Origin of the sequence: Achromobacter ruhlandii (assembly GCF_002082135.1) — a bacterium.
Lineage (GTDB): Bacteria > Pseudomonadota > Gammaproteobacteria > Burkholderiales > Burkholderiaceae_B > Achromobacter > Achromobacter ruhlandii.
The window spans coordinates 5306932-5327371 of record NZ_CP017433.1; the positions used below are offsets into that span (position 1 = coordinate 5306932).

The window sequence follows — 20440 nt, forward strand, 5'->3', positions numbered from 1 at the left end:
ATGAACCAGCCCACCTCGCCCAGCCTGCGCGTTGCCGTCCTGGGCGCGGGCAGCTGGGGCACCGCGCTGGCGGCGGCCGCGAGCCGCCGCCACCCCACCGTACTCTGGGCGCGCGATCCGGCGCAGGCCGCCGACATGGCCGCCCGCCACGAAAACGCGCGCTACCTGCCCGGCATCCCGCTGCCGCAGGCCCTCACCGTTTCCTCCGATCTCGACGCGACCCTGCGCAGCCTCAAGCAGGACGGCGCGGCGGGATTGATCATCCTGGGCGTCCCGGTGGCCGGCCTGGCCGCCACCTGCGCCGAACTGGCACACCGCCTGCCGGCCCTGGGCCTGCGCGACACCCCCATCGTCTGGACCTGCAAGGGTTTTGAAGCCGACACGGCGCGGCTGCCGCATGAAATCGTGCGCGAAGCCCTGCCCGACGCCATCGGCGGCGTCCTGTCGGGCCCCTCCTTTGCCCGTGAAGTGGCCCAGGGCCTGCCGGTGGCGCTCACTGTCGCCAGCGACAACGCCGACTTGCGGGCCGCCACCACCCAGGCGCTGCACGGCGCCGCGCTGCGCGTCTACGCCAGCAGCGACCTGGTCGGCGTCGAAATGGGCGGCGCGCTCAAGAACGTCATCGCGGTGGCCTGCGGCATTGGCGACGGCCTGGCGCTGGGCACCAATGCCCGCGCCGCGCTCATCACCCGCGGCCTGGCCGAGATGACCCGCTTTGGCGTTGCGCTCGGCGCGCGGCCCGAAACCTTCGCCGGCCTGACCGGCCTGGGCGACCTCGTGCTGACCGCGACGGGCGAACTATCACGCAATCGCCGCGTCGGACTGGAAATCGGCGCCGGCCGCAAGCTGGCCGACATCCTGGCCAGCGGCGTCACCGCCGAAGGCGTGCGCTGCGCCCGCGCCGCGCTGGAGCGCGCGCGCGCCATCAACGTCGAACTGCCCATCACCGAAGCCGTGTGCGCCGTCCTGTTCGAGGGCGTCGCGCCCATGACGGCGGTGTCCGCGCTGCTGGCGCGCAACGCCCGCGACGAACACGGCGACGACACCTGACGCTCGCGGGTCTTCCACCCCATAACAACACCACGCCCGACACCCTGGAGACATCCTTCATGACGCATACCCGCAAGTTCCGGGTCGGCCGCCTGCTGCGCGGCCTGTGCCTGAGCCTGGCGGCCATCCTGCCCGCCGCCGCCCACGCCGATTGGCCCGAACGCCCCATCCATCTGGTGGTGCCGTTCCCGCCCGGCTCCTCGCCCGATATCCTGGCGCGCACCATCTCCGAACCGCTGTCGCAGGCGCTGGGCCAGCCCATCGTCGTCGACAACAAGCCCGGCGCGGGCGGCAACATCGGCACCCGCATCGTCGCCCAGGCCAAGCCGGACGGCTACACCCTGCTCTACACGATCAACGGCCCGCTGGTCACCGCCCCCACGCTCTACAAGAAGACACTGGGCTACGACCCGCTGCTCGACCTGGCGCCCGTGACGCTGGTCGGCACCAGCCCCAACGTGCTGACCGTGCCGGGCAATTTGAGGAATGTGAACTCGGTGCAGGATTTCGTGCGCATGGTGAAGGAGCACGGCAGCTCGCTGAACTACGGCTCCGTCGGCCCCGGCAGCTCGGCCCACCTGGCCATGGAAATGTTCAAGGAGCGCGCCGGCATCGACATGGCGCACATCCCTTACGCCGGCTTCCCGCAGGTCATCAGCGCCATCATCGGCGGCGACATCCAGGCCGGCTTCATGGTCCCCGCCATCGCCGTGCCCCAGACCCGCGACGGCAAGGTCAAGATCCTCGCCGTCACCAGCCTGCAGCCCAGCGACACCTTGCCCGGCGTCCCCACCATGGCTTCACAGGGCTACCCCGATTTCGAAGCCATCTCCTGGAACGCCATCCTGGCCCCCGCCGAAACGCCGATGCCCATCATCGAGCGCCTGAACAGCGAACTGACCCGCATCATCAACAGCGACACGGTCCGCAAGCAGATGGCGCTGCAATACTTCACGCCGGCCGCCTCCACCCCCGAGGCCCTGACTGTCCGCATCCGGGACGAAAAGGCGCGCTGGGACCAGGTCATCCAGAAGCTGAACCTGTCGCTCGACTGATTGCGCGGCAAGCCACGCCGGCGAGCCCGTCAATCGGCTCGCCGAGCGGGGCCTCAGACGCCCCCTTCGTAGCCCAGCTGGCGCCAGGCTTCGAAAACCGTCACTGCCACCGCGTTGGACAGGTTCAAGCTCCGCTGCCCCGCCCGCATCGGCAGCCGCAACCGCTGCTGCGGCGCGAACATCGCGTGATGCACTTCCGACAGTCCGGCGCTCTCGCGCCCGAACACGAACACGTCGCCCGCTTCGAACCGCACGTCCCCGACGCTACGCTGCGCGTGAGTCGTCAATGCATAGATATGCGAGGCTGCCGCCCCGGTATCCACCAGCGCTTCCGGCAAGGAATCGTGCACCCGCACCGGCTGCCATTCGTGGTAATCCAGTCCCGCCCGCCGCATGCGGGCGTCATCCAGCTCGAATCCCAACGGGCGCACCAGGTGCAATTGGGCGCCGGTATTGGCGCACAAGCGGATCGCATTGCCCGTGTTGGGCGGAATCTCGGGACAGACGAGGATGACGTGGAACATGACAAATGGCGCGCAAGACATTGACAGGCGCGCGGTCCGGGACGGCCGCGCAGCAGCGATTGTCGCCGATTTGGACAACCACCGACGGCGCGCCCGAGACCCGGCGCGGCGAAGGATCAATCGGGACGCGGCGTGCGCGCCGCCACCAGCACGGTCACGCTGGCCGCCCCCGCCGCCAGCAAGGCGCGCGCGGCGGCATCGGCGGTGCTGGCCGTGGTCATGACGTCATCGACCAGGCCGACGTCGCGGCCGGACAGGTCCCGCCGGCAGTGGAACACGCCCTGCGCGCCCTGTTGCCGCGCCCGCCGTCCCAGGGTCGTCTGCCGTGGGGTCTCACGCCGCCGCAGCAACGTCCCGCGCAGCAGCGGCCAATCAAGGTGCCGCGCCAGGCCACGGGCGATCTCGCCGGCCGGGTTCAGGCCGCGCCGGCGCAGCGAGGCGCGGCTGGACGGCACCGGCACCAACAGCAGCGCCGCGGGCGGCGGGTCGCTCCATACCGCATGCGCCAGCAGGCGCGCCAACACCGGCGCCGCGCTCAGCCGCAGCTGGGTCTTGAGTTGGCGGATCAGCGTATCGGCGGGGGGTTCGTAATCGAACGCGGCGATCGTGCGCACGAAGGCCGGCGGCCGCGCCAGGCAGGCGGCGCAATGCAGCGCGTCCGGGCCCAGCCGAAGGGCGCAACGAGGACAGCGTGGATCGGGCGGCGTCTGCGACGCGGCGGCGAGATCGAGTTCGCAGCCTTCACATATCCGGGCGCCGCCGACGCGCGCCCCGCATAGGGGGCAATCGCAAGGCACCCGGGCCAGCAGCCACCGCCCCATCGCCTGTAGGGACAATCCGCGTCCCCGGCCGGGATGGGCAATAATGTGGGCCATCCCCCATGAAACCATGATCCGCCCGCGGCACCGGCCCGGGCGCGACCGAAATGTCCCTGCCCGCACCCGCCACCCCGCCCTCGCTACCGCTCGTCGCCGCCGACGTGCCGCGCCAATTCGCCCGCCGCGGCGACCTGTCGGAAGCCCAGTTCCTGTATGGCGAAGTCGCCCGCCGCATGCTGGGCCGGCTGCAGTACATCCGCGTGCAACCGCAGGCCATGCTCGACGCCGGCTGCGGCGCGGGCGACAACCTGGCCCTGTTGCGCGAGCGCTATGCCGAGGCCGCCTACACCGGTCTGGACAATTGCGAACCGTTGCTGGACATTGCCCGCAAGCGCCACGCGCCCGCCGGACTCGGCGCCTGGATCGGCAAACTGGCGCGTCGGGGCCCGGCCACCGGCTTCGTCAACGCCGATCTGGCCGCCACCGGCCTGGCGCCGGAATCGCACGAACTGGTGTGGTCCAACCTGGCCCTGCACTGGCACCGCGAACCGCACGCCGTGCTGGGCGAATGGCGCCGTATCCTCAAGGTCGGCGGGCTGGCGATGTTCTCCTGTCTGGGCCCGGCGACGCTGCGCGAGTTGCGCCAGGCGCTCGATGATGCCGGCCTGCGCACCGCCACGCCGGCCTTCGTCGACATGCACGACTTCGGCGACCTGCTGGTGGAAAACGGCTTCGCCGACCCCGTCATGGACCAGGAGATCCTGACCCTGACCTACCGCACGCCGGAAAAGCTGCTGCAGGACGTGCGCGCCCTGGGCGGCAATCCCGCGGCCGGCCGCCGCGCCGGCCTGGTCGGACGCGACTGGCGCGCACGCCTGTGCGCGGCGCTGGAGGCACAACGCCGTCCCGACGGCGTCATCGCCCTGAGCATCGAAGTGGCTTACGGCCACGCCTGGCGCGCCGCGACTCACCGCGGCAGCGCGGGGGAAACCCGTTTGTCGGTCAGCGCCATCGGCGGCCGCCAGCGCGGCACGCCCTGACGAGACACGCCCCGGCCGACGGCCCGCCTGCGCGGGACGCCCGGCCAGGGCGCAAGGCTTGCAACTGTCGCGTTCAGTTCAGTGCAGACGCTCGGGCAGCGTCGCCGTCACTCCCGGTTCCGCCGCCGACAACGGTTGCATCGGTTCGGAAGTGGCGCGGATGCGCCGGCGCAGCACCGCGGTTGGCTCTGCCGGCGCGGCTACCTGGGGCGATTCGCCCCGCCAGGCTTGCGACATCGACTCCACCACCAGCGGCAGGTCGCGCAGGCGATGGAACTGGTTGCGCAACCAGCGCGCGTCGTTGCCGCTGCGCATGGCGTCGTCGCGCAGCGTCGCGATCATGTCGCCCGTGCCCAATTCCTCGGCCACCGGCATCAGCCGCTGGAACAGCGCGCGCAGGTGATCCATCAGGCGCAGGCGCTGGCCGTCCGGCGTCACATAGCTGCCTTGCAGGCCGAAGCGGCAGGCCTGGAAGTGGTTGCTCCGGTAGGACAGCCAGGCCTTGTCGCTGGGATCTTCCTCGCGCATCAGCAGCACCGCCAGCGCCTGGGCGAACGCGGCGATCTGGCAGGCGCGCTCCACCGTCAGCGGCGTGTCGCAGACGCGGATCTCGACCGTGCCGAATTCGGGCTTGGGACGGATATCCCAGTACAGGTCCTTGATGCTCTCGGCCAACCCGTAGGCGCGCAGCTGCGCCAGATGGGCCTCGAACTGGTACCAGTCCTTGACGTCCGCCGGCATGTGGCCCGCCAGCGGGAAACTGTTGACCGCGTTCAGGCGCGAGCACGAGAACAGCGTATCGACGCCCTCGCAGTACGGCGACGAGGCCGACAGGGCGATGAAGTGCGGCACATAGGGCGACAGCCGGCGCAACAGTTTGATAGCTTCGTCGCCGCTTTTGACGCCCAGGTGGATATGCTGGCCGAACACCGTAAATTGACGCGCCAGGTAACCATACATTTCGGCCAGGTACTGGAAGCGCGGGGTATCCGAGATCGAGCGTTCCTGCCAGCGCATGAACGGGTGGGCGCCGCCGCCCGCCACCGAAACGCCAACGGCATCGGCGGCTTCGACCAGCGCATCGCGCATCTCTCGCATCTCGGCCAGCAGGCCCATCGGGTGCTCGTGCACCGAGGAATTCAGTTCGATCATGGACCGCGTGATTTCCGGTTTAACGCGGTCGGCGATGGGGTGATTGGCCATTTGGGCCAGCAGCTCGTCAGAGGCTGCGGTGAGGTCAAAACTGCGGGGGTCGATCAGTTGCAGCTCGAGTTCGATGCCCAGGGTGTTGGGGGCCGACGAAATGAACGGGATCTGTTCCATCTCGGACTCCTTCGGATATGGATGAGGGGGTGCGCCGTTCGACCTTGAAGCCCGGTAACTTCCCGGGGGGCACTAGACGGCGGCTTGTGAACGCATAATAGCCGCATGTTTGTGGCAAAACGATTGAAAATCGTGACATTTGTGTGCAACATCGCGATGCATTCGGTTTTTCCCTCTAGAACAAAGTGAGCGAGCGCTCACAACGTAGGAAGGACGCGGGCTGGCGGCCGGTGAGCGCCGCAAGCGCAGTCAGGATGGGGCTTTTGGGATGGGACGGGAAAACCCTTATCCGGGTTTTCCCCAGGTAAAGGCGGCCCGCCGGCAAACACCTTGCGCCAGGGCTCGCGCGCTTGGGACGGCAGTGTCCGAGGGCCGGCTACTTACGCCAGAAGATGGGGGTGAACAGCACCAGCACGGTCAGCAGTTCCAGCCGACCGATCAGCATGGCGAAGGTGCAGACCCAGATCTGAAAGTCGGACAACACCGCGAAATTGCCCATGGGGCCGACCGGGCCCAGGCCGGGGCCGGTGTTATTGACGCTGGCGAACACGGCCGAGAACGCGGTGATCGGGTCCAGCCCCGACAGCAGCAACAGGCTGGTGAAGACAGCGATGGACAGCCCGTAGAACAGCATGAATGCGAGCACCGACGACATGGTGCGGGCCTCGACCGCCCGGCCATTGACCCGTACCGGGCTGACGGCATGCGGATGCAACATTGTGACAAGTTCGTTGCGCGCCTGTTTGACCAGCAGGATGGCCCGGATCATCTTGATCCCGCCCCCGGTCGAGCCCGCCGAGGTGGCAAACCCCGACAACAGCAGCATGGTCAGGGGCGCGAACAGGGGCCACTGGGCGAAGTCGGTATTGGCGTAACCCGTGGTGGTGGCCATCGAAATGGTGTTGAACATGCCGTAGCGCAGGGCTTCCAGGGGCTCCTGGTAGACGCCCTTGACATACAGGAACACCGAAATCACCAGCCCCACGCCCAGCACCACCACCAGATACGGGATCGCCTCCGGGCAGCGCAGATAGGCGCGTCCGCTGCGTTGGCGGAAGGCATTGAAGTGCGTGGCAAAGTTGATGCCGGCGATCAGCATGAAGACCATGGCCACCATTTCGACCGCCACCGAATCGAAGTGGGCAAAACCGTCGTCCCAGGTCGAAAAGCCGCCCAGCCCCATGGTCGTGGCCATGTGGCACCAGGCCTCGAACCACGACAGGCCAACCGCGCGGTACGCCAGGAAGCACAGGATCGAGAAGGCGAAGTACACCGCGTACAGCGCCTTGGCGGTGCTGGCGATGCGCGGGGTCAGGCGCTCGTCCTTCATGGGGCCGGGCGTCTCGGCCCGCACCACCTGGTGCCCGCCCACGCCCAGCAGCGGCAGGATCGCCACCGCCAGCACCAGGATGCCCATGCCGCCCACCCATACCAGGGTGGCACGCCACAGGTTGATCGATGGCGGCAGCGCGTCCAGATTGGTCAACACGGTCGCGCCGGTGGTCGTCAGCCCGGACATGGCCTCGAAATAGGCGCCAGTGAACGACAGCGGCAGGCCGGCCCGATGGAAGTAGATCAGCAGCGGGATCGCCGCCAGCAGGGGCAGGCCGGCCCACACCGCCGACACCAGCACGAAACCGTCGCGGGCGCGCAGCTCGCTGCGGGCCCGCCGGGTCAGCGCCGCCAGGCCGACGCCGATGCCGACCGAAATCAGGAATCCATGCAGGAAGGCGCCACGCGCCGCGTCGCCGCCGACGTAGGCCACCCCCAGCGGGATCAGCATGGTCAGGGCGAACATCACCATGGTCAGGCCGAGGATGTGCAGGGTCGCCAGGACGCGCTTCATGCGGCCTCCCCGGCCGCCGCCGGTCCGTCGGGAAACGGGACGCGCGGGCTCATCAGAAGAACGACGCCGAGACTTGGAACAGCTTTTCCACGCGCGGCATCTGCTTGCGCGAGGGCACGAAGACGATGACGTGATCGTCGGTCTCGATCACGGTATCGGCATCGGGCAGGATGATTTCGTCCTCGCGCACCAGCGCGCCGATGCTGGCGCCCTTGGGCAGGCTGATCTCGCCCACCTTGCGGCCCACCACCTTGGAAGTGGAGCGGTCGCCGTGGGCGATGGCTTCCAGCGCCTCGGCCACGCCCTGGCGCAGCCGGTGCACCGCCGCCACGTCGCCGCGCCGCACGTGGCGCAGCAGCTCGCTCATGGTGGCCTGCGATGGCGACACCGCGATATCGATATGGCTGCCCTGCATCAGCTCGCCATAGGCCTGGCGGTTGATCAGCGCGATCACCTTGCGCGCGCCCAGCCGCTTGGCCAGCAGCGACGACATGATGTTGTCCTCGTCGTCGCTGGTCAGGGCCAGCCAGGTGTCCATGTCCTCGATGTTCTCGCGCTCCAGCAGGGCCTCGTCGGTGCCGCTGCCGTGCAGCACCAGCACGCTGTCGGGCAACTGCGTAGCCAGGTATTCGCAGCGCTTTAGGTCGCGCTCGATGATGCGCACGCTGTAGTTTTCCTCGGCCAGCGCGCGCGCCAGCCGCAGGCCGATATTGCCGCCGCCGGCGATCATCACGCGGCGCACGGCCTTTTCGGCTTCGCGCAGCTGCCGCACGGCGCGGCGGGCGTGGCGCGTATCGACCACCAGCACCACCTCGTCGCCGGGCGCGATCACGGTGCCCGAGCCGGCGCGCAGCGGCCGGCCGCCGCGCAGCACGTCGATCACCCGGGCGGTGACGTCTGGCCAGACCTCGCGCAGCTTGTCCACGGGGTGGTGCGCCATCGGACTGCCATGCCCCACGCGAACGGTCACGACACTGACGCGGCCCTCGGCGAATTCGACCACCTGCAGCGCCTCGGGAAACTCGATCAGGCTGTGCAGGTAGGTGGTGACGCTGCGCTCGGGGCTGATGATGGCGTCGATGCAGAAGCCCTCTTCGCTCATCAGCTCCGGGTACTCGGAGAACTCGCCCGAGCGGATGCGGGCGATGCGACGGGGAATATTGAACAGCTGGCGGGCGATCTTGCAGGCCACCATGTTGGCCGCGTCGGACGCGGCGCAAGCGATCAGCAGGTCGGTGTCGGCCGCGCCGGCGCCTTCCAGCACCGACACCTGCGAACCGTCGCCATGGACGACGCGCAGGTCGAAGTGTTCTTGCAGGTACTGCAACTGGGACGGATCCGAATCGATCACCGTGATGTCGTTCTGCTCGGACACCAGGTTTTCCGCCACGCTGGTGCCTACCCGCCCAGCGCCGATGATCAGGATCTTCATGCGCCCCGTTTGCGCGCGGACTCGATGCCCAATTGCTTGAGCTTGCGGTAGAGGTGGGTGCGCTCGAGGCCGGTGCGTTCGGACACGCGGGTCATGCTGTGGCTTTCGCGGACCAGGTGGTATTCGAAGTAGATGCGCTCGAACTCGTCGCGCGCCTCGCGCAGCGGCTGATCCAGCGAGATGCTGCCCAGCTGGCCGTTGGCGGTGACCGGGACCTCGTTGGCGGGGGCCGTCGACAGGGTCGGCGGATCGAGTTCGTCTTCCAGCGCCACGGTGGCGCTGGCCGCCGCGGGCGCCGCCACGGGCGCCGCATGCGGCACCCGGCCGCGGGCCAGGCCGGCCGCCACGGTCTTGAGCAGGCGCTGCAGCGTGATCGGCTTTTCGAGGAAGTCCATGGCGCCGATGCGGGTGGCCTCGACCGCCGTGTCGATGGTGGCGTGGCCGCTCATCATGATGACTGGCATGTCCAGCAGGCCCTGCGAGCCCCATTCCTTGAGCAGGCTGACGCCATCGGTGTCCGGCATCCAGATGTCCAGCAGCACCAGATCGGGACGCATGCGAAGGCGCGCGGCGCGCGCTTGCGCCGCGTTTTCGGCCAATTCGACCGTGTGTCCTTCGTCGTACAGGATTTCCGACAAAAGCTCGCGAATACCGACTTCGTCGTCAACCACCAGAATTCTGGCCATAAAGCATCCACCTATTGCGTAGCCGCATTATCCTTTTCTTGCGCGGGCGCGTCCATAGTATCGGCCCCGGGAGCGAGCCGGGTCAACAAGATGGAAATCCGCGCGCCTCCTTCCTTGCGATTGGCAAGGTCGATCCGCCCGCCATGCTCTTCGACGATCTTGCGTACGATTGCCAATCCTAACCCAGTCCCGTGCGACTTGGTGGTTACGTAGGGCTCGAAGGCGCGCTGCATGACCTGCGGCGGGAAGCCCGGGCCGGTGTCGGCGACCGTGAAACGCAGGGCCTGCTGGTCGGCGCGGTCGGGCTGCTCGCTGCGCATCAGCTGGGTAGTGACGCTGACCCGGCCTTCCCCGCCCTTCTCGGCAATGGCGTCGCGGGCGTTGGACAGCAGGTTGTGGATCACCTGGCGCAGCTGGGTCGGATCGCCCTCGATGGCCGGCAGGTCCGCGCCCAGGCTGACATCCAGGTTCAGCGCCTTGCCGGACGCCGAGCGCACCGAGGGCGCGCCGTCCGGCTCCCAACCGTACAGCGACAGCACGTCCGCCACTAGCGCGTTGAAGTCGATGCGCTGCATCACCGCCGGCGGCGTGCGGGCGTATTCGCGGAAATCGTCGACCATCTGCTTGAGCGAGGCCACCTGGTTGACGATGGTGTTGGTGGAACGCTCGACGATCTGGGCCTCGGCCGGCGGCAACTTGCCTTCCAGCTTCATCGCCAGGCGCTCGGCGGACAGCTGGATCGGCGTCAGCGGGTTCTTGATTTCGTGGGCCAGGCGGCGGGCCACCTCGCCCCAGGCCACGGTGCGGTTGGCCGAAATGACTTCGGTGATGTCGTCGAACACCACCAGATAGCCGTTGCCTCGGCCATCGACCCGCAGGTGCGTGCCGCGCGCCAGCAGCGTCAACGGCTGCGGCCCATTGGGCGTGTCGCCCTGCTTGGGCGCGATCTCGAACTGCTGCTGCCAGTGCTGGCGCTCGGAGCCCACCGCCGCGTGGGTGGAAAACGCCTGCCGCACGATATTCGCGAATTCAAGCATGCCATCCACGGTTTCCAGCGGCCGCCCGATCACCGAGCGCAGATCGGCCTGCAGGATGGTCTGGGCGCCCTGGTTGACGGTGGTGACGCGGAAGGACTCGTCGAACACCAGCACCCCGGATGACAGGTTCGACAGCACGCTTTCCAGGTAGACGTTGGAGCGCTCGAGTTGCTGGCGGTTGCTCTCGACCATGCGGCGGGCCTCGTCGAGCTGGCGCGTCATGGCGTTGAACGAGCGGGTCAACTGGCCGACCTCGTCGCGCTCGGGCGGCTCGGGCAGCGGCCGGTAGTCGCCCACGCCCACGGCCTGGGTGCCGCCGGCCAGACTCAACAATGGCCGCACCAGCCGCTTGGACAGCGACAACGCCACGGCAATGGCGCCGAACGCGGCCAGCAGCAGCGCCAGGGTCAGGGTGATGCCGTACAGCTTGCGCAGGCCCAGCCGCGACAGCGCCAGTTCCTGGTAGTCGCGAAAGCCCTGCTGCACCAGGTTGGCGTTGTGCGCGATCTGCTCGGGCACCGGCTGCAGCAACTGCAGCCAGCGCGGCTCGGAGGCGGCGCCCAGCAGGTTGTCGTAGCGGTCGGGCCCGGTCAGCGGGATCACCACGCGCAGATGCAGGCCGCCATCCACGCCCGGCTTGACCGGATCGTCGGCCTCGGCGGCCGAGTAACCCCGCGACAGGCGCAACTGGTTCATGACGGTGGGCGGCGGCATGGCCGGCAGCAACTGTCCGTACTGACTGGTGGAGAACGCCACCATGCGGCCGCTGCCAGTGAAAACCATGGCTTCCTGCACGCCGTTGGCTTCGCGCAGGCGGGTCAGGGCCAGCGTCACGCCGGTGTCGGAATTGCGGTTCAGTTCGGCGGCCATCGAGCGGGCCCGCGCATCCAGATCCGCCAGCAGCGAATCGAGCGCGGCCCGGCCCAGGTTCAGGCCGGCCTCGAGCGCGCTGTCGACCCGCACGTTGAACCAGGACTCGATCGAGCGCGACATGAACTGCACCGAGACGGTATAGATCAGCGCACCCGGAACCACACCGATCAGGGCAAAGGCCAGCGAAAACCGCGCGGTAAGCCGGGCGCCGAACTGCCGGCGGCGGATCTGCCGCGCCAGCCGCACCGTCAGCGCCACCACCCAGATAAACAGCGCCAGGGCGAAAATGCCGTTCAGGATCAACAGGGTGTCGTAATAGCGGGCAAAGCGCGAGGCATTGCCGGTGGACCACGCCAGCAGGCCCAGCAACGCCAGGCCGCTCACGGCGCCGACCATCAAGGCCAGCCGAAGCAGCAGCCTCATGAGGGGTCTTGCTCCTTGTCACCCAACGTGAACGAGAAATCGGTCCACGGCGTGCCCTGGATCCAGGAACTGCTGTTCAGCGCATTGACCTGGAACGGCCGGGGCAGCAGGGACGTGTCCAGCCGCAGCCGGAACTGGCCGCCGTAGACCACGCCTTCGTCGAAATCGTCGGCATCGGCCACCTGCCAATTGCGCACGTGACGGATCACGCTCATGGCGTCGTCCAGCGAGGCCACCGGAAAGGACAGCTCGCCCACGCCGGCACGCCACTGGCGCGTCAGCGCGTTATAGATCACGCGCCAGGTGCGGGAGGTGTCCACCAGGGATTTGTTGAACCACCACCAGCGCTCGCGGGTGATGGTCAGGTCGGCGGTGAAATAGAGCGGCACGCCACGCTGGGCGGCATCGCGCAACTGCTGGTTCAGTTCGAATTCGATGTCGGCGTCGATTTCAAGCTTGTCGCCACGCACCACCGGCTCGACGCGCACCACCTTCGGTTCGGACCCGTGCGCCTGACCCGCCGGCGCCAATGACAGCGCGGCAAATGCGAACAATAACCCCAGAAATGAACGTGAAATGATGGACATACGACACCGAAACCCTGTCATGCCCCTATTCTTGGCGATTCAGGACTGCTTGGCAAACAAGGCGTAGAAAAACCCATCGTGCTGTGCCGCGGGTGTTGCATCGACCGCAACTGGCAGCAGTTGGCCGGGCGCATCGAGGCGCGTGGCCTCGGGATGGCGCTGCAGGAATTCCAGCGCCTGGCGCGTGCCTTCGATCGGGAACACCGAACAGGTGACATACAACAGGTGGCCGCCTGGGGCCACGGTACGCCAGAGGGCGTCCAGGATGCGGGCCTGCAGCGTCGCGGTGCGGCGCAGGTCGTTCTCGCGCCGCAGCCAGCGGATGTCGGGGTGGCGACGCACGATGCCCGAGGCGGTGCACGGCACGTCCGCCAGCACCGCGTCGAACGGCTTGCCATCCCACCAGGAGTCCAGGTCCGCGGCGTCGGCGGCCTGCAAGCGCACGTGCTCGCCGGCCAGGCCCAGGCGGTCCAGATTCTGGCCGACCCGGACCAGGCGGTCGGCATCGGCATCCAGGGCCAACAGGTCGATATCGGCCAGCTCCAGCAAATGGGCGGTCTTGCCGCCGGGCGCGGCGCAGGCGTCCAGCACCCGCATGCCATCCTTGGGCGCCAGCAGTTCGGCGGCCAACTGGGCGCCGGCGTCCTGCACCGACCACCAGCCCTCGGCAAAACCGGGCAGTTGGGTCACCGGGCGCGGCGAGGCCAGCACCAGGCCGGCCTGGCCCACCGGCTCGGCGACCAGGCCCGCGTCATGGAATGCGGCCAGGACCTGCTCGCGGCTGGCGCGGCGTCGGTTGACCCGCAACGTCAGCGGCGCTGGCACATTGGCCGCCCGCAGGATGTCCTGCCACTGCCGCGGATAGGCCACGCGCAGTTGCTTGACCCACCAGCCCGGGTGGTTCCATTCGGCCTCGGGGCTGTCGGCCACGGCGGCCTCCAGCGCTGCCCGTTCGCGCAGGAAGCGGCGCAGGCAGGCGTTGAGCAAGCCCTTGAACGAGGCCAGGCCGCGGTTCCTGGAAGCGGCCGTGACCGCCTGGTCCACCACCGTGTGCGGCGCGTACACCGGCATGCCGGGCAGGGCCGAGGCGGACTCGCCCTCGGCCTTGAGCAGCGTCAGCGACACCAGCAGCAGCGATTCGAACAACACATTGGGATAGCGCTGCACCAGTTCGCGGCCGACCGCGTCGGCCCAGCCCAGGTAGCGCATGGCGTGGAACGACACCGCCTGCGCGGCGGGACGCAGGGCGCCATCGACGTCGGCCAGCGCCTCGGTCAGCGAACGGCCGTCCAGGACCTCCTCCACGACCCCCGCGCTGGAAAGCAGGACGGTGGACAGCGGCGGGGCCAGATGAGGAGTGTCGGAACGCGTGGACATGGCAGCAAATCAAAGGACAAGACCGCTATGGTAGCCCGGCGCGGCCCGCTCGCCCCGCCGAGGGGCCGCGCCGGGCGCTGGACGAACCGCGGCGGGCGCGTCACACTGGCCGCTTGCCACGGAGCCCGCCATGTCCACCGCCACGCTGCTGCTGTTCATCCTGGCCTCGGCCGTCGCCATCGTGACGCCCGGCCCCACCGTGCTGCTCGCCATGAGCAACGGCTCGCGCCATGGCGTGCGCACCGCCTGCTGGGGCATGGGCGGCGCGGTGCTGGCCGACTTCATCCTGGTGGGCGCGGTGGCTTCCGGCCTGGGCGTGGTGCTGGCCGCCTCCGAAGTGGCGTTCCATGTCATCAAGTGGGCGGGCGCCGCCTACCTGGCCTACCTGGGCTGGAAGATGCTGCGCTCGGATGCCGCGCTGGTGCTGCCGGCCGCCGAACCCGGCGCCGCCAGGCCCGTGGGCCTGAAGCTGGGCCTGCGCAGCTTCGTGGTGGCGCTGACCAATCCGAAGGCGCTGCTGTTCATGTCGGCCTTCCTGCCGCAGTTCATCAACACCCAGGCGCCCCTGCTGCCCCAATACGCCACCGTGGCCGGCGTGCTGGCGTTGATGAACATCCTGACCATGCTGGCCTACGCCACCCTGGGCGCGCAGTTGGTGCGCGCCTTCCAGGGCTCGGGACTGCGCTGGCTGAACCGGGTCTGCGGCTCGCTCATGATCGGGCTGGCTGGCACCCTGGCGCTGTACCGCCGCAGCGGCGGCTGATAACCGGCGCTATCCTGACGAATATTGGGGACGCATATCAGCGAAATGCCATTGCGGCAACCCGCTAAAATAACGGCCCCCCGCCCTGCCGCGCTAAAATTGCGCAGTATTTGATCATTGGCGCCGGCTCGCGCCCACCGAGGTATTCCATGTCTTCCCCCAAAGTCGGCTTTGTCAGCCTGGGCTGTCCCAAAGCCCTGGTCGACTCCGAACGCATCCTGACCCAACTGCGCACCGAAGGGTACCAAGTCACGCCCGAGTACAACGACGCGGACGTCGTGGTGGTCAACACCTGTGGTTTCATCGACAGCGCCAAGGCCGAGTCGCTGGAAGCCATCGGCGAAGCGCTGGCCGAGAACGGCAAGGTCATCGTCACCGGCTGCATGGGCGTCGAGGAATCGGTGATCCGCAACGTGCACCCCAGCGTGCTGGCCGTGACCGGCCCGCAGCAATACGAGGAAGTGGTGCGCGCCGTGCACGACGCCGCGCCGCCCAAGAAGGACCACAATCCCTACCTCGACCTGGTGCCGCCGCAGGGCGTCAAGCTGACCCCGCGCCACTACGCCTACCTGAAGATCTCGGAAGGCTGCAATCACCGCTGCAGCTTCTGCATCATCCCGTCGATGCGCGGCGACCTGGTCAGCCGCCCGGTGGGCGACGTGCTCAGCGAAGCCGAGCGCCTGGTCAAGGCCGGCGTCAAGGAACTGCTGGTGATCTCGCAGGACACCAGCGCCTACGGCGTCGACGTCAAGTACCGCAGCGGCTTCTGGAACGGCCGCCCGGTGCGCACCCGCATGACCGAACTCTGTACGGCCTTGTCCGAAATGGGCGTCTGGACGCGCCTGCACTACGTGTATCCGTATCCGCACGTGGACGAAGTGATTCCGCTGATGGCCGAGGGCAAGATCCTGCCCTACCTGGACATCCCGTTCCAGCACGCCAGCCCGCGCATCCTCAAGGCCATGAAGCGTCCGGCATTCGAGGACAAGACGCTGGCGCGCATCAAGCAGTGGCGCGAGATCTGCCCCGACCTGACCATCCGCTCGACCTTCATCGTCGGCTTCCCCGGCGAAACCGAGGAAGACTTCCAGTACCTGCTGGACTGGATGCAGGAAGCCCAGCTCGACCGCGTCGGCTGTTTTCAGTATTCGCCGGTGGAAGGCGCGCCCGCCAACCTGCTCGACAATCCGGTGCCGGACGAAGTCAAGCAGGAACGCTGGGAACGCTTCATGGAACTGCAGCAATCGATTTCCACCGCGCGCCTGGCGCGCAAGGTCGGCCGCGAGATCGACGTGCTGATCGACGAGGTGGATGAAGACGGCGCCGTGGGCCGCAGCGCCGGCGATGCGCCGGAAATCGACGGTTGCGTCTACGTCAGTTCGGACCGCGTCCTCAAGGCCGGCGACATGGTGCGCGTGCGCGTCACCGACTCCGACGAATACGACCTCTGGGCCGACACGATCTAAGCATCCTGCCTGCCGGCGGCGACCGCCGCCGGCTGCCTTCAGGCTTCCAGCAGCTTCAGCCCCGCCACGCCGCCCACGATCAGCGCGATGCACGCCAGGCGTGCGGCGGACGGCGAATCCCCGAACAGCACGATCCCCAGCACCGTGATGCCCACGGACCCGATGCCGGTCCACACCGCGTAGGCAGTGCCAGCGGGCAAGTGCCGCATCGCCAGCGTCAGCAGGAAGATGCTGCCCAGGGCCGCGGCGATGCCGATGGCGCTGGGCCAGAACCGCGTCCAGCCGTCCGCGTACTTCAACGCCAGCGCCATCACGATTTCCACGCCGCTCGCGGCCAACAGGATCCACCAGGCCATCGCGGCCTCCTTTGATTATGGGAACGCGGCCAGCTTAGGGCCTATAGTTACCCAGACACAAGTACGCACCTTTTGGTAACCATGAAGGACTCACCATGGCTGTCGCTTCCTCCGCTGCCGCCGACGTATTCGACGCCGCCTGCCCGTCGCGCCGCGCGCTCGAGCTGATCTCGGGCAAGTGGGTGCCGCTGGTGCTGCCCGCGCTGGCGCGCGGTCCGCTGCGCAACAATGAGCTGCTGCGCAGGCTGGACGGCATCTCGCAGAAGATGATGACGCAGACCCTGCGCGAGCTGGAGCGCCACGGGCTGGTGCGGCGCGAAGACATGCGCACGGTGCCGCCGCACGTGCGCTATCACCTGACAGAACTGGGGGAATCGTTGAATGTGGCGCTGGTTGCGCTGGATCGCTGGGCCGAGACGCACCATGCGCAACTGGACGCGGCGGCGCGCCGCCACGATGCGGCTGCCGCGCGCCGCGCGTGACCGCCGCCGGCCGGCATGCCACGGCAAGCCGGCCCGGCGACAGGCTGGCGCCACCCGCGCCCGTGCCCCGCAACGGGCGGCGCGGGCCGGCAACGCTTCAGTGCTTGGCCAGGAAATCCGACATGTCGTCGGCGTGCTCTTCCTCGACCGCCAGGATCTCTTCCAGCAGGCGGCGCGTGGTGGAGTCCTGTTCGCCGATGTACTCGATCATCTGCCGGTAGCTGTCGATGGCGATGCGCTCGGCGATCAGGTTTTCCTTGATCATCTCCTCGAGCGTGGCGCCCTCGATGTACTCGGAGTGGCTGCGCTCGAGCAGCCCCTTGGGCGACAGGTTCGGCTCGCCGCCCAGTTGCACGATGCGTTCGGCCAGCTTGTCGGCGTGATCCTGCTCCTGGGCCGCGTGCTCGGCGAATTCCGCGGCCACCGGCTCGGCATTCAGGCCGCGGGCCATGAAGAAGTGGCGCTTGTAGCGCAGCACACAGACGATCTCGGTGGCCAACGCCTCGTTCAGCAGCTTGAGCACGGTCTTGCGGTCGGCGCGATAAGTATCGGTGACGGCGCCGGACTCGATGTCCTGGCGCGCCTTGGCGCGGATCGCCTTCACATCCATGTCGAAGGGGCGGCTTGCCTGTTCGCGGTTACGGGTCGTGTTTTCCATATCGTTAGCTCCTTTTGGGTTGGCAATACGACGCTGGACTTCCAGTCGTTCCGAACAACCCAGTCTACCGGCCACGCAAAAAGATGCTGTGTCCAAACATTGCCCATGGCGCCGGATCTGGCCTTCCCGCGACACGCCAGAAACCCGCCCGGCGCTTCTCGTAAACTATCGGCTTCCCGGACGGCCCGTGACGCAATCTGTAACGGGCCCGACAATAAGTAGCTTCATATGACCCTGAAGAACATCTGCGTTTATTGCGGCTCCAATCCCGGCGCGCGCCCCGAATACCTGGAACAGGCCCGCGTGCTGGCCCGTGAACTGGTCAAGCGCGACCTCGGCCTGGTCTATGGCGGCTCGGTCGTCGGCATCATGGGCGTCATCGCCAACGAGGTGCTGGCCGGCGGCGGCCGCGTGATCGGCGTGATCCCGGAACTGCTGCAGAAAAAGGAACAGGCCCATCGCGGCCTGACCGAACTGCACCTGGTGCAGAACATGCACGAGCGCAAGGCCATGATGATGGAAAAGGCCGACGGCTTCATCGCGCTGCCAGGCGGCGCCGGCACGCTCGAGGAATTCTTCGAGGTCTGGACCTGGGCCCAGCTCAGCATGCACAGCAAACCCTGCGGCCTGCTCAATATCGCCGGCTACTACGATGCGCTGATGCAGTTCGTCGACCACGCCGTCGAGGAAGCCTTCATGCGCCCCCAGCACCGCGACATGCTGGTGGTGGAAAGCGATCCCGCCACGCTGCTGGACCGCTACGCCATCTATGAGCCGCCCAACGTCTCCAAGTGGTTCGAGCCGGTCAAGCCCGAGCATCGCGCCCCCTAACCGCCCCCAAGGAAAGCCCGCAATGTCCACCGGTTCGTCGTTTCCCGCCAGCACCGAGTCCGTATTGCGCGATTACTTTCACGCCAAGGACGAAAACCGCCCGCATTACATGGCGCGCGCCTTCGCGCCGCAGGCCGTCCTGAAGATGGCGCTGCGCACGCAGGCCATCGCGTTTCCACCCGAGTCACACGGTCTGGCCGCGATCACCGACACGCTGGTGCGCAAGTTCGGCCAGACCTACGAAAACGTCTACACCTTCTACCTGTCGCGGCCCGAGGCAGATGCGCATCTGTCTGATTATTCCTGTGACTGGATCGTCGGCATGACCGAAAAGGCCACGGGCAACGTGCGTGTGGGCTGCGGCCGCTACGCTTGGACCTTCCAGCCGGAACCGTATCGCGCCACCCAGCTGACCATCACCATCGAGACCATGGTGACGCTGCCGCCCTCGGACACCGACGCCGTCTTCGGCTGGTTGCTGGCGCTGGATTACCCCTGGACCAACGCGCGGCGCGTGGTCGCCGGCGCCCCGCCGCTTGAAGACCTGGCGCCGGTGGTGCAGTATCTGCTTCACCCCTTGTAGCCCGGCATCGGATTGTTTACTTGAAATACGACATAGCAGCCTTCGACTTCGACGGAACCCTGGCGGACACCATGCCCTGGTTCAACTCCATCCTGAACACGGTGGCCGACAAGTACGGCTTTCGCAAGATCGATGCCGCCGAGCGCGATCAACTGCGCCATCGCGACGCCGGCGAGATCCTCAAATTCCTCGGCATTCCGCTGTGGAAGCTGCCCGCGATCATGGCGCACGTGCGCACGCTGATGCAGGAAATCGATCCCAGCGTGCACCTGTTCGACGGCATTCCCGACGCGCTGGCCCGCTTGAAGGCCGCCGGCATGCGGCTGGCGGTGGTCAGCTCGAACTCCCTTGAAAACGTGCAACGCGTGTTGGGGCCCGACACCACGGCCCTGTTCGATGACTACGAATGCGGCACCGACCTGTTCGGCAAGGCCGCCAAGATCGACCGGCTGCTACAGCGCCACGGCACCCCGCCCGAGCGCTTCGTGCTGGTGGGCGATGAAATGCGCGACATCGACGCGGCCCGCAAGGCCGGCGTGCGCGTGGGCTCGGTGGCCTGGGGCTACAACCACGTGGATGCGCTGCGCGAGCGCGGCCCCGACGAACTGATCCTGCAGGTCGCCGACCTGCCCGCCGCGCTCGCCTGAGCGGCCCCACCAAGGAAGCGAGATGGCACGCAATGTCGAGATCAAGGCGCGCGTCGCCAGTCTGGCCGCCCTGGAACCCCTGGCGACGGCGTTGTCGGGCGCCGCGCCCGTGAGCATCGCGCAGGACGACACCTTCTTCGCCTGCGCCAGCGGCCGCCTCAAGCTGCGCGACTTCGGCGACGGCTCGGGTGAACTGATCTTCTACCGCCGCGCCGACGCTACCGGGCCCAAGGAGAGCTTCTACGTCATCTCGCCGACCGCATCGCCCGACACCTTGCGCGAAGCGCTGGCGCTGGCCCACGGCGTGATTGGCCGCGTGCGCAAGCAGCGCCTGCTGTTCATGGCGGGGCGCACCCGCATCCATCTGGACAAGGTCGAGGGGCTGGGGGAATTCCTGGAACTGGAAGTGGTGCTGCGCGACGGCGAAAGCGTCGACGCCGGCATGGCCGAAGCCCACGAACTGCTGGCCAGCCTGCAAGTCGCGCCGGATCAGCTGCTTTCGGGCGCCTACCTGGACCTGCTGGCCCAACGCCCCTGAGAACGGGCCGACCGCCATCACGGCGGGGCCGGTTGCCGCGACGCG

At 67.9% G+C, this 20440-nt stretch carries 21 protein-coding genes; 10 read left to right on the forward strand and 11 right to left on the reverse strand.

The window, feature by feature from the left end:
• Both AruCF_RS24075 and AruCF_RS24080 read left to right on the forward strand, forming a co-directional pair.
• Positions 1–1050 (forward strand): NAD(P)H-dependent glycerol-3-phosphate dehydrogenase, encoded by a 1050-nt coding sequence (locus AruCF_RS24075; protein ID WP_049076761.1) that lies wholly within the window; start codon positions 1–3, stop codon positions 1048–1050.
• A gap of 59 nt (positions 1051–1109) precedes the next feature.
• Positions 1110–2105, forward strand: coding sequence for a Bug family tripartite tricarboxylate transporter substrate binding protein (locus tag AruCF_RS24080; RefSeq protein ID WP_049076764.1), 996 nt, complete (start codon positions 1110–1112; stop codon positions 2103–2105).
• A gap of 53 nt (positions 2106–2158) precedes the next feature.
• Here AruCF_RS24080 and AruCF_RS24085 read toward each other — a convergent pair whose 3' ends face one another.
• Both AruCF_RS24085 and AruCF_RS24090 read right to left on the reverse strand, forming a co-directional pair.
• The gene (locus tag AruCF_RS24085; protein ID WP_049076767.1) at positions 2159–2629 is read right to left on the reverse strand and encodes a tRNA (cytidine(34)-2'-O)-methyltransferase; all 471 of its coding nucleotides are present in this window, start codon (positions 2627–2629) and stop codon (positions 2159–2161) included.
• 116 nt (positions 2630–2745) lie between these two features.
• A complete protein-coding gene (locus tag AruCF_RS24090; RefSeq protein ID WP_366616637.1) occupies positions 2746–3243 on the reverse strand; it encodes a ComF family protein in 498 nt (165 codons plus the stop codon).
• A 311-nt stretch (positions 3244–3554) separates the two neighbouring features.
• Between AruCF_RS24090 and AruCF_RS24095 the strand changes: the two genes are divergently transcribed.
• Entirely contained in the window at positions 3555–4487 is a 933-nt protein-coding gene (locus AruCF_RS24095; RefSeq protein ID WP_049076769.1) for a methyltransferase domain-containing protein, read from the forward strand.
• Between the two features lie 78 nt (positions 4488–4565).
• Here AruCF_RS24095 and AruCF_RS24100 read toward each other — a convergent pair whose 3' ends face one another.
• The 7 genes from AruCF_RS24100 to rsmB form a co-directional block, all read right to left on the reverse strand.
• On the reverse strand, positions 4566–5810 hold the full coding sequence (locus AruCF_RS24100; protein ID WP_049076772.1) for a YbdK family carboxylate-amine ligase: 1245 nt from the start codon (positions 5808–5810) through the stop codon (positions 4566–4568).
• Positions 5811–6186: 376 nt separating this feature from the next.
• Positions 6187–7656 (reverse strand): TrkH family potassium uptake protein, encoded by a 1470-nt coding sequence (locus AruCF_RS24105; RefSeq protein WP_049076775.1) that lies wholly within the window; start codon positions 7654–7656, stop codon positions 6187–6189.
• A 52-nt stretch (positions 7657–7708) separates the two neighbouring features.
• Positions 7709–9088 (reverse strand): Trk system potassium transporter TrkA, encoded by a 1380-nt coding sequence (trkA, locus tag AruCF_RS24110; protein WP_049076778.1) that lies wholly within the window; start codon positions 9086–9088, stop codon positions 7709–7711.
• Positions 9085–9774, reverse strand: a complete 690-nt coding sequence (locus AruCF_RS24115) for a response regulator (RefSeq protein WP_049076780.1) — start codon at positions 9772–9774, stop codon at positions 9085–9087. Before AruCF_RS24115 ends, trkA begins: the two co-directional genes overlap by 4 nt.
• An 11-nt stretch (positions 9775–9785) precedes the next feature.
• Positions 9786–12107, reverse strand: a complete 2322-nt coding sequence (locus AruCF_RS24120) for a sensor histidine kinase (RefSeq protein ID WP_049076790.1) — start codon at positions 12105–12107, stop codon at positions 9786–9788.
• Complete coding sequence (locus AruCF_RS24125) at positions 12104–12694, reverse strand: DUF4390 domain-containing protein (RefSeq protein ID WP_100505058.1); 591 nt, start codon at positions 12692–12694, stop codon at positions 12104–12106. The genes AruCF_RS24120 and AruCF_RS24125 overlap by 4 nt, the downstream gene beginning before the upstream one ends.
• 39 nt (positions 12695–12733) lie before the next feature.
• Positions 12734–14071: a 16S rRNA (cytosine(967)-C(5))-methyltransferase RsmB gene (rsmB, locus tag AruCF_RS24130; RefSeq protein ID WP_049076795.1), complete on the reverse strand. Its 1338-nt coding sequence runs from the start codon at positions 14069–14071 to the stop codon at positions 12734–12736.
• Positions 14072–14201: 130 nt separating this feature from the next.
• Here rsmB and AruCF_RS24135 point away from each other — a divergent pair, with 130 nt between their 5' ends.
• Together AruCF_RS24135 and rimO are read left to right on the forward strand one after the other, a co-directional pair.
• Entirely contained in the window at positions 14202–14834 is a 633-nt protein-coding gene (locus tag AruCF_RS24135; RefSeq protein WP_049076798.1) for a LysE family translocator, read from the forward strand.
• Positions 14835–14983: 149 nt separating this feature from the next.
• A complete protein-coding gene (gene rimO / locus AruCF_RS24140; protein WP_049076800.1) occupies positions 14984–16300 on the forward strand; it encodes a 30S ribosomal protein S12 methylthiotransferase RimO in 1317 nt (438 codons plus the stop codon).
• 38 nt (positions 16301–16338) lie between these two features.
• On the opposite strand, the gene AruCF_RS24145 is transcribed toward rimO, so the two are convergent.
• Complete coding sequence (locus AruCF_RS24145; RefSeq protein ID WP_049076802.1) at positions 16339–16656, reverse strand: DMT family transporter; 318 nt, start codon at positions 16654–16656, stop codon at positions 16339–16341.
• Between the two features lie 95 nt (positions 16657–16751).
• Between AruCF_RS24145 and AruCF_RS24150 the strand changes: the two genes are divergently transcribed.
• Positions 16752–17138 (forward strand): winged helix-turn-helix transcriptional regulator, encoded by a 387-nt coding sequence (locus AruCF_RS24150; RefSeq protein WP_049076803.1) that lies wholly within the window; start codon positions 16752–16754, stop codon positions 17136–17138.
• A 97-nt stretch (positions 17139–17235) separates the two neighbouring features.
• On the opposite strand, the gene AruCF_RS24155 is transcribed toward AruCF_RS24150, so the two are convergent.
• Positions 17236–17796: a ferritin-like domain-containing protein gene (locus AruCF_RS24155; RefSeq protein ID WP_049076804.1), complete on the reverse strand. Its 561-nt coding sequence runs from the start codon at positions 17794–17796 to the stop codon at positions 17236–17238.
• A 228-nt stretch (positions 17797–18024) separates the two neighbouring features.
• Here AruCF_RS24155 and AruCF_RS24160 point away from each other — a divergent pair, with 228 nt between their 5' ends.
• Genes AruCF_RS24160 through AruCF_RS24175 form a run of 4 tightly spaced genes read left to right on the forward strand, consistent with a single transcriptional unit; the run spans position 18025 to position 20395 of the window.
• Positions 18025–18627: an LOG family protein gene (locus tag AruCF_RS24160; protein WP_049076806.1), complete on the forward strand. Its 603-nt coding sequence runs from the start codon at positions 18025–18027 to the stop codon at positions 18625–18627.
• A 22-nt stretch (positions 18628–18649) separates the two neighbouring features.
• On the forward strand, positions 18650–19210 hold the full coding sequence (locus AruCF_RS24165) for a hypothetical protein (RefSeq protein WP_049076810.1): 561 nt from the start codon (positions 18650–18652) through the stop codon (positions 19208–19210).
• 20 nt (positions 19211–19230) lie between these two features.
• Positions 19231–19857: an HAD hydrolase-like protein gene (locus AruCF_RS24170; protein WP_049076813.1), complete on the forward strand. Its 627-nt coding sequence runs from the start codon at positions 19231–19233 to the stop codon at positions 19855–19857.
• A 22-nt stretch (positions 19858–19879) separates the two neighbouring features.
• Positions 19880–20395, forward strand: a complete 516-nt coding sequence (locus AruCF_RS24175; RefSeq protein WP_049076814.1) for a class IV adenylate cyclase — start codon at positions 19880–19882, stop codon at positions 20393–20395.
• Positions 20396–20440: the final 45 nt, after the last annotated feature.